Raw genomic sequence first — 7,158 nt, forward strand, 5'->3', positions numbered from 1 at the left:
TCGGAAAACCACGCTTTTCCGATGGCGGGCGCTGAGAAATCCAGGATGGATTTATTCAGCGTTTCCTCGGGGCGCACCGGGCGCGCCTTGTGGTCGGGGTGACCTGCCCCTGCAAGCGGCGCTCGGGCTGCGTTATCCTTGCCGCCCCCCGCGGCCGGCGGGTGTCCGTCTGCCGGTCTCCTGCCGATTTTGGTCCCGATCCGGAGAACTGTATGTCCCTGCCGCGCCGGCAACTTGCCAACGCCGTCCGGGCGCTGGCCATGGACGCGGTAGAGGCCGCCAAGTCCGGCCACCCCGGCATGCCGATGGGCATGGCTGACATCGCCGAAGTCCTGTGGAACGACCTGCTGCGCCACAACCCGGCCGACCCGGCCTGGCCGGACCGCGACCGCTTCGTGGTCTCCAACGGCCACGGCTCGATGCTGCTGTACGCGCTGCTGCACCTGAGCGGCTATGACCTGCCGCTGGATGAGCTCAAGCGCTTCCGGCAGCTGCACTCCAAAACCCCCGGCCATCCCGAGTACGGCCTGACGCCGGGCGTGGAGACCACGACCGGGCCGCTGGGTCAGGGCCTGGCCAACGCGGTCGGCATGGCGATCGCCGAACGGCGGCTGGCGGCGGAGTTCAACCGGCCCGGCCATGCCATCGTCGATCACCACACCTACGTGTTCGTCGGCGACGGTTGCCTGATGGAAGGTGTCTCGCACGAGGCCTGCTCAGTGGCCGGCACGCTGGGCCTGGGCAAGCTGATCGCGCTGTACGACGACAACGGCATCTCCATCGACGGTCAGGTCAGCGGCTGGTTTGCCGACGACACGCCGGCCCGCTTCGAGGCCTACGGCTGGCAGGTGATCCGCGACGTGGACGGCCATGATGCCGCTGCGGTCGCCGCCGCCCTGCAACAGGCGCGGGCCGAGACCGCCAGACCCACACTCATCTGCTGCCGCACGGTGATCGGTTTCGGGGCGCCCAACAAGCAGGGCAAGGCGTCGGCGCATGGCGCGCCGCTGGGTGGCGACGAAATCGCCGCGGCGCGCGCGCAGCTGGGCTGGACCTGCGGTCCGTTCGAGATTCCGGCTGACATCTATGCCGCCTGGGACGCCCGGCCACGGGGCGCCGCGCTGCAAGTCGACTGGCAGGACCGCTTCGATCGCTATGCGGACGAGTACCCCACACTGGCGGCGGAATTCCGGCGGCGCATGGCCGGCCTGCTGCCGGCTGATTTCGAGGCACAGGCACAAGCCATCGTGGCCCGTTTTCAGGCCGACGCGAAGGACGTCGCCAGCCGCCAGGCCTCGCAACTGGCACTCGAAGCCTTCGGTCCGCTGCTGCCGGAGTTTCTGGGTGGCTCGGCCGACCTGACAGAATCGAACCTCACCGACTGGTCCGGCGCCACCCGGCTGGACGCAGCCAATCCGGGTGGCGACTACCTGCACTACGGCGTGCGTGAGTTCGGCATGACCGCGATCATGAACGGCATCGCCCTGCACGGCGGCTTGCTGCCGTATGGCGGTACCTTTCTGGTGTTCTCGGATTACGCCCGCAACGGCATCCGGATGGCGGCGCTCATGGGCCTGCGGGTGACCTATGTGCTGACACACGATTCGATCGGCCTGGGCGAGGACGGCCCCACCCACCAGCCGGTGGAGCATGTGTCCAGCCTGCGACTGGTGCCGGGTCTGAGCGTGTGGCGGCCGTGCGATGCGGCCGAGACCGCCGCTGCCTGGGCACAGGCTTTGACGGCCGAGGGGCCGAGTGCGCTCGCCCTGTCGCGCCAGAAGCTGCCGCATCAGGCGCGCGATGCCGGGCAACTGGCAGCGGTCGAGCGGGGCGGCTACGTGCTGGCGGACACGCCGAGCGCGCCGGACCTGATCCTCATGGCCAGCGGCTCGGAGGTGGCGCTGGTGATGGCGGCGCGCGAGCGGCTGGCCAGTGAGGGCATTGCGGCGCGTGTGGTGTCCATGCCGTGCCTGGAGCGTTTCGCGGCGCAGGACGCGGGCTACCGTGACAGCGTGCTGCCGCCGGCGGTGACGGCGCGGGTGGCCGTGGAGGCGGGCGTGACGGGGCTTTGGTGGCGTTACGTGGGTGATTGCGGTCAGGTGATCGGCCTGGACCGCTTCGGCGAATCGGCGCCGGCCGGGGCGCTGTTCGAGTATTTCGGATTCACGCCCGAGGCCGTGATAGCCGCGGCGCGGGCGACGCTGCAAAGGGGCTGACACGGGCGGGGTCGATGATCATCGCGCCGTAAGGAGGGCGATTATTGTTGTAGGAGCCCGGCTTGCCGGGCGATCGCGCAGCGAAGCTGTGCTCCTACACGTGTGCGGTGTGGTGTGCTTGGCGCGCGGGGGAACTCTGGCTCGATCAGCGTTCACCAAGTCAATTAGTTAATTCGATTTCTGCAAGGAGAACGGTGCAATGGCGATCAAGGTGGCAATCAACGGCTATGGCCGCATCGGACGCAACGTGCTGCGTGCGCTCTACGAGAGTGGGCGCACCGGCGAAGTGCAGATAGTGGCGGTCAACGACCTGGGCGATGCCAACATCCTGGCCCACCTGACCCGTTACGACACCGCCCACGGCAAGTTCCCCGGCACCGTCGAGGTGACCGACGGCGCCATGATCGTCAACGGCGACCGCATCCGCGTGACCAGCGAGCGCGATCCGGCCAAGCTGCCCTGGGGCGAGCTTGGCGTGGACGTGGTGCTCGAATGCACCGGTTTTTTCACCAGCAAGGACAAGGCCTCGGCGCACCTGAAGGCCGGCGCGCGCAAGGTGCTGATCTCCGCGCCGGGCAAGGAAGTGGATGCCACCGTCGTCTACGGCGTGAACCATCAGGTGCTCAAGGCCGGCGACACGGTGGTCTCGAACGCTTCCTGCACCACCAACTGCCTGGCGCCGCTGGCCAAGGTCATGCACGAGAAGTTCGGCCTGCTGCAGGGCCTGATGACCACCGTGCATGCCTACACCAACGACCAGGTGCTGACCGACGTCTATCACGAGGACGTGCGTCGCGCCCGCTCGGCCACGCAGTCCATGATTCCGACCAAGACCGGCGCTGCCGCCGCGGTCGGCCTGGTGCTGCCGGAGCTCAAGGGCAAGCTGGACGGCTTCGCCATCCGCGTGCCGACCATCAACGTGTCGATCGTGGACCTGACCTTCACCGCCGGGCGCGCCACCAGCGTGGACCAAATCAACGCCGCCGTGCGCGAGGCCGCCAATGGCCCGCTCAAGGGCATCCTCGCCTACACCGACGAGCCGCTGGTGTCGGTCGACTTCAACCACAACCCGGCCTCGTCCACCTACGACGCCACGCTGACCAAGGTCATCGACGGCACGCTGGTGAAGGTCTGCTCCTGGTACGACAACGAGTGGGGCTTCTCGAACCGCATGCTGGACACGGCGCTCGTCCTGGCCAAGGTCGGCTGAGGGCACGTCATGGCAAACGTGCTGCGCATGAGCGAGCTGGCCCTGGCCGGCAAGCGGGTCATGATTCGCGCCGATCTGAACGTGCCGCTGCGCGACGGCGTGATCCTGGACGACACGCGCATCCGCGCCTTCGTGCCGACCGCGCAGGCGGCGCTGGCGGCCGGCGCCGCGGTACTGGTGCTGTCGCACCTCGGCCGGCCAAAGGAAGGCGCCTTCGATGCCGAGGCCAGCCTGGCGCCGGTGGCCCGTCGCCTGGGAGATCTGCTCGGCCGGCCCGTGCCGTGCCTGCGCGACTGGCTGGATGGCGTCGCCATCCAGCCGGGCGAGATCGCGCTTGGCGAGAACGTGCGCTTCAACGTCGGCGAGAAAAAGAACGACGATGCCCTGGCGCAGCGCATGGCGGCGCTGTGCGACGTGTTCGTGATGGACGCCTTCGGCACCGCGCACCGGGCGGAGGCCTCCACCCACGGCGTGGCCAAGTACGCGCCGGTGGCCTGCGCTGGTCCGCTGCTGGTGGCCGAACTGGACGCCCTGCACCTGGCGCTGGCGGCGCCCAAGCGCCCGCTGGTGGCCATCGTTGGCGGTGCCAAGGTGTCGAGCAAGCTCGCCGTGCTGACCAACCTGCTGCCGATGGTGGACCGCCTCATCGTCGGTGGCGGCATCGCCAATACCTTCCTGGTCGCGGCTGGCCACGACGTCGGGCATTCCCTGTATGAACCGGACCTGGTCGAAACCGCCCGCGGCCTGCTGGAACAGGCCAAGGCCCTCGGGCGGCCGATTCCGTTGCCACAACGCGTGGTGGTCGCCACCGAGATCGGCGACACCGTGCCCAGTGCGGTCAAGGACGTGGGCAACGTGGACGCCGACGAGATGATTCTGGATTTCGACGCCGATTTTGCCCGCGAACTGGGCGACATCATCCGCAGCGCCGGCACGGTGGTCTGGAACGGGCCGCTGGGCGTGTTCGAGTACCCGGCCTTCGCGCAGGGCACGCGCCTGCTGGCGGAGGCGATTGCCGACTCGCCGGCGTTTTCCATCTGCGGCGGCGGCGAGACACTGGCCGCCATCGCCAAGTTCGGTATCGCCGACCGCGTGTCGTACATTTCGACCGGCGGCGGCGCCTTCCTGGAAGTACTGGAAGGCAAGACCCTGCCGGCGGTCGAGGTGCTTGAGCAGCGCGCGGCAACCCGGACATAAAGGCACCAGCGGCGACCTCGACCACCGTCGCCGCAGCTGACACAAAACATTCAAGAGGAGACGCCAACATGAGCCAACGTTTCGCCGGCAAGGTAGCCATCGTCACCGGCGGCGGCGCCGGCATCGGCCGCGCCATCGTCGATGAGTGGGTCCGGGACGGCGGCAGCGTCACCGTCTGCGACCTGGACCTGCACGCGGCCGAGAAGGCCGCCGCCGAAGTCGCCGCGGCCGGCGGCCAGGCGCTGGCGCTGGAGATGGACGTCAACGATCTGGATGCCGTCGCCGCCATGGTGCCGGCCACCGTCAAGCGCTTCGGGGGGCTGGACGTGCTGTTCAACGTGGCCGGCAACAACATGATGAAGAACGTCGAGGAGGCCAACGACGAGGAATGGCGCTTCATCGTCGACACCAACCTGACCTCCGTCTATCGCTGCTCGCACGTGGCGATTCCCGAGATCAAGAAGCGCGGGGGCGGGGTCATCATCAATGTCGCGTCGACCGCCGGCATCCTGGCCGAGAACCGCTGCGCGGCGTACTCGGCGGCCAAGGCGGCGGTGATCAACCTGTCCAAGAACATGGCCATGGACTTCGCGCGCCACAACATCCGCGTCAACGCCATCTGCCCGGGTGGCACCTGGACGCCGCGCATCCGCGGCTACATGGCGCGCTTCCCGGAGCATCAGAAAATGATGACCGACGTGTGCGCCATGCAGCGCATGGCCGAGCCGCACGAGATCGCCAAGCCGGCCGTGTTCCTGGCCTCGGACGATGCGTCCTTCATCACCGGCGCGGCGCTGGTGGTAGACGGCGGCATGACCGCCGGCAAGCGCTTCGAACTGTTCGATGCGATCTGAGGCGGTCATGAGCGCCGCCGCCGAAGCTGCCATGCCGCTGGTGGACCTGTCCACCTACGGTTGCCCCCTGCACTACGTCAAGGCCCGTCAGGCACTCAGCCGCATGGCGCCGGGTGAGCGGGTGGCGTTTCTGTTCTCGGCCGGTGAGTCGGCAGAGCAGGTGCGCGCCAGCCTGGCCGAGGATGGCCACCGGGTGCTGGCCGTCAGGCCCCTTGGCGATACCTTGCAGGTCGAGGTCGCCAAGGCGGACTGATCCGCGCCTGGCAGCTGCCGGGGCCACGCGGATTTCGACGCTTGCGAGCGGGCGCCGGGCGGTACCCCAGCGAGTGCGCGATCGGTCCACTTGCCATGATGGCGCCAACACGGCCGATGAAATCTCCGACCTGCACTGCATCCTGACCGTCTGCCGCAGCATCGCGGTGGTGACGTCCACCAGCGGCATGGCGGCGGAAGCCGCGACGCAACTCGGCGAGCACTTCTACGGCATTTCCTCTCGACGCACGAGGCACCGTTCATCGCCTAGGTGTGCCCTCATCACAATCGGCGCGTGCGAGGAATCCGCGCGCGCCGAGCAGCGTCATAACGCCCGACGTAGGATGCGGCAAGCGCAGGGCATTGCGTCTGCGGAGCATCGCCCAACCAACCGGCCTTGATGCCCGCTTTTATGTGCATTTTGAACTGGAGAACGGCCATGCAGGACGCCACCTTCACCGAACTGCGCAATCACGCCAAGGCCTACTTCGACCTGGTCGAGGCCGGGGAAACGGTGCGCGTGCTGCGCAACGGCAAGCCCATCGCCGAGATTCATCCGATCCAGCCTGATTTGCCATCCTGGAAGCGGCGCCAGGCGCGCCCGCTGGCCATTGGCGGGCGGGAGATCAGCCGGCTGATTCTCGAGGACCGCGGCGACTGATGCGGGTCTATTTCGATTCGTCCGCCTTCGCCAAGCGCTACATCGCCGAAACCGGTACCCCGCAGGTGCTGGCCTGGTGCGAACAGGCGAGTGAACTGGCGCTCTCGGTCCTCGCCGTTCCCGGGTTGATTTCGGCGTTTTGCCGCCTGCAACGCGAAGGCCGCCTGACCGGCGCCCAATACCAGAACATCAAAAGCGACCTGCTGGCGGATATCGCCGACGCGCTGGTGTGCGACACCGCGCCGCAGGTCATTGCGCACGCGGTCAGGGCACTGGAATCCGGCCCCCTGCGCGGGATGGATGCCATTCATCTGGGCGCCGCGCTGGCCTGTGCCGCGGAGGTTTTCATTTCTGCCGACGCCCGCCAATGCCACGCCGCCGATCGCTTCGGCCTGCGAGTGGTGGCCTTGTGAGGGCAAAAGATCAATTCGGCGCGCAGGGTGCAACAAGGCGAAGCCGCATTGCACCGGCTGGAACCTTCATACGGTGCATGCCGTGAGGTTATTGCACGGCGTTCTACGCATATCCACGCGGGGCGCTGAAGCAATCGCTGATCGAGGCGCTGCGCCAGAGCAAGCCCGCCCGGGGTCGCCGTCGTCGAACCTTGGCCAAAGGCAGCACGGTGCCGCAGGACCTGCGCATCGTGCATCGCCCCGAGCACATCGCCGCGCGCACGCTGCCGGGCCACTGGGAAGGCGACTTCATCAAGGGCGCCTACAACCGCTCGGCCGTCGGCACGCTGGTCGAGCGCAAGACCCGCTTCGTCGT

General features: G+C 67.9%; 7 protein-coding genes and 1 pseudogene. All 8 read left to right on the plus strand.

The genetic code is table 11. The features are described from left to right. Positions 1-218: 218 nt before the first annotated feature. Positions 219-2,216 carry a transketolase gene (gene tkt / locus H5U26_RS12525; RefSeq protein ID WP_366055950.1) on the plus strand — a complete coding sequence of 666 codons (1,998 nt, stop codon included), beginning with the start codon at positions 219-221 and terminating at the stop codon, positions 2,214-2,216. Positions 2,217-2,415: 199 nt separating this feature from the next. Next, complete coding sequence (gap, locus tag H5U26_RS12530) at positions 2,416-3,426, plus strand: type I glyceraldehyde-3-phosphate dehydrogenase (RefSeq protein WP_290620198.1); 1,011 nt, start codon at positions 2,416-2,418, stop codon at positions 3,424-3,426. Positions 3,427-3,435: 9 nt separating this feature from the next. After that, the gene (locus H5U26_RS12535; RefSeq protein ID WP_290620200.1) at positions 3,436-4,623 is read left to right on the plus strand and encodes a phosphoglycerate kinase; all 1,188 of its coding nucleotides are present in this window, start codon (positions 3,436-3,438) and stop codon (positions 4,621-4,623) included. A 68-nt stretch (positions 4,624-4,691) separates the two neighbouring features. Further along, positions 4,692-5,477, plus strand: coding sequence for a glucose 1-dehydrogenase (locus tag H5U26_RS12540; RefSeq protein ID WP_290620202.1), 786 nt, complete (start codon positions 4,692-4,694; stop codon positions 5,475-5,477). Between the two features lie 7 nt (positions 5,478-5,484). Then, positions 5,485-5,730: a sulfurtransferase TusA family protein gene (locus H5U26_RS12545; protein ID WP_290620204.1), complete on the plus strand. Its 246-nt coding sequence runs from the start codon at positions 5,485-5,487 to the stop codon at positions 5,728-5,730. 438 nt (positions 5,731-6,168) lie between these two features. After that, complete coding sequence (locus tag H5U26_RS12550; protein ID WP_290620206.1) at positions 6,169-6,390, plus strand: type II toxin-antitoxin system Phd/YefM family antitoxin; 222 nt, start codon at positions 6,169-6,171, stop codon at positions 6,388-6,390. Beyond that, on the plus strand, positions 6,390-6,803 hold the full coding sequence (locus H5U26_RS12555; RefSeq protein ID WP_290620208.1) for a type II toxin-antitoxin system VapC family toxin: 414 nt from the start codon (positions 6,390-6,392) through the stop codon (positions 6,801-6,803). The genes H5U26_RS12550 and H5U26_RS12555 overlap by 1 nt, the downstream gene beginning before the upstream one ends. 98 nt (positions 6,804-6,901) lie before the next feature. Then, positions 6,902-7,158: pseudogene (locus tag H5U26_RS14975) on the plus strand (IS30 family transposase); the annotation flags it as partial.

The organism is Immundisolibacter sp. (genome assembly GCF_014359565.1).
GTDB lineage: Bacteria > Pseudomonadota > Gammaproteobacteria > Immundisolibacterales > Immundisolibacteraceae > Immundisolibacter.

Coding starts and splice junctions, on each gene's coding strand:
- H5U26_RS12535 (WP_290620200.1), top strand. CDS start 3,436: ATGGCAAACGTGCTGCGCATGAGCGAGCTGGCCCTGGCCGGCAAGCGG.
- H5U26_RS12550 (WP_290620206.1), top strand. CDS start 6,169: ATGCAGGACGCCACCTTCACCGAACTGCGCAATCACGCCAAGGCCTAC.
- H5U26_RS12555 (WP_290620208.1), top strand. CDS start 6,390: ATGCGGGTCTATTTCGATTCGTCCGCCTTCGCCAAGCGCTACATCGCC.
- H5U26_RS12540 (WP_290620202.1), top strand. CDS start 4,692: ATGAGCCAACGTTTCGCCGGCAAGGTAGCCATCGTCACCGGCGGCGGC.
- H5U26_RS12545 (WP_290620204.1), top strand. CDS start 5,485: ATGAGCGCCGCCGCCGAAGCTGCCATGCCGCTGGTGGACCTGTCCACC.
- gap (WP_290620198.1), top strand. CDS start 2,416: ATGGCGATCAAGGTGGCAATCAACGGCTATGGCCGCATCGGACGCAAC.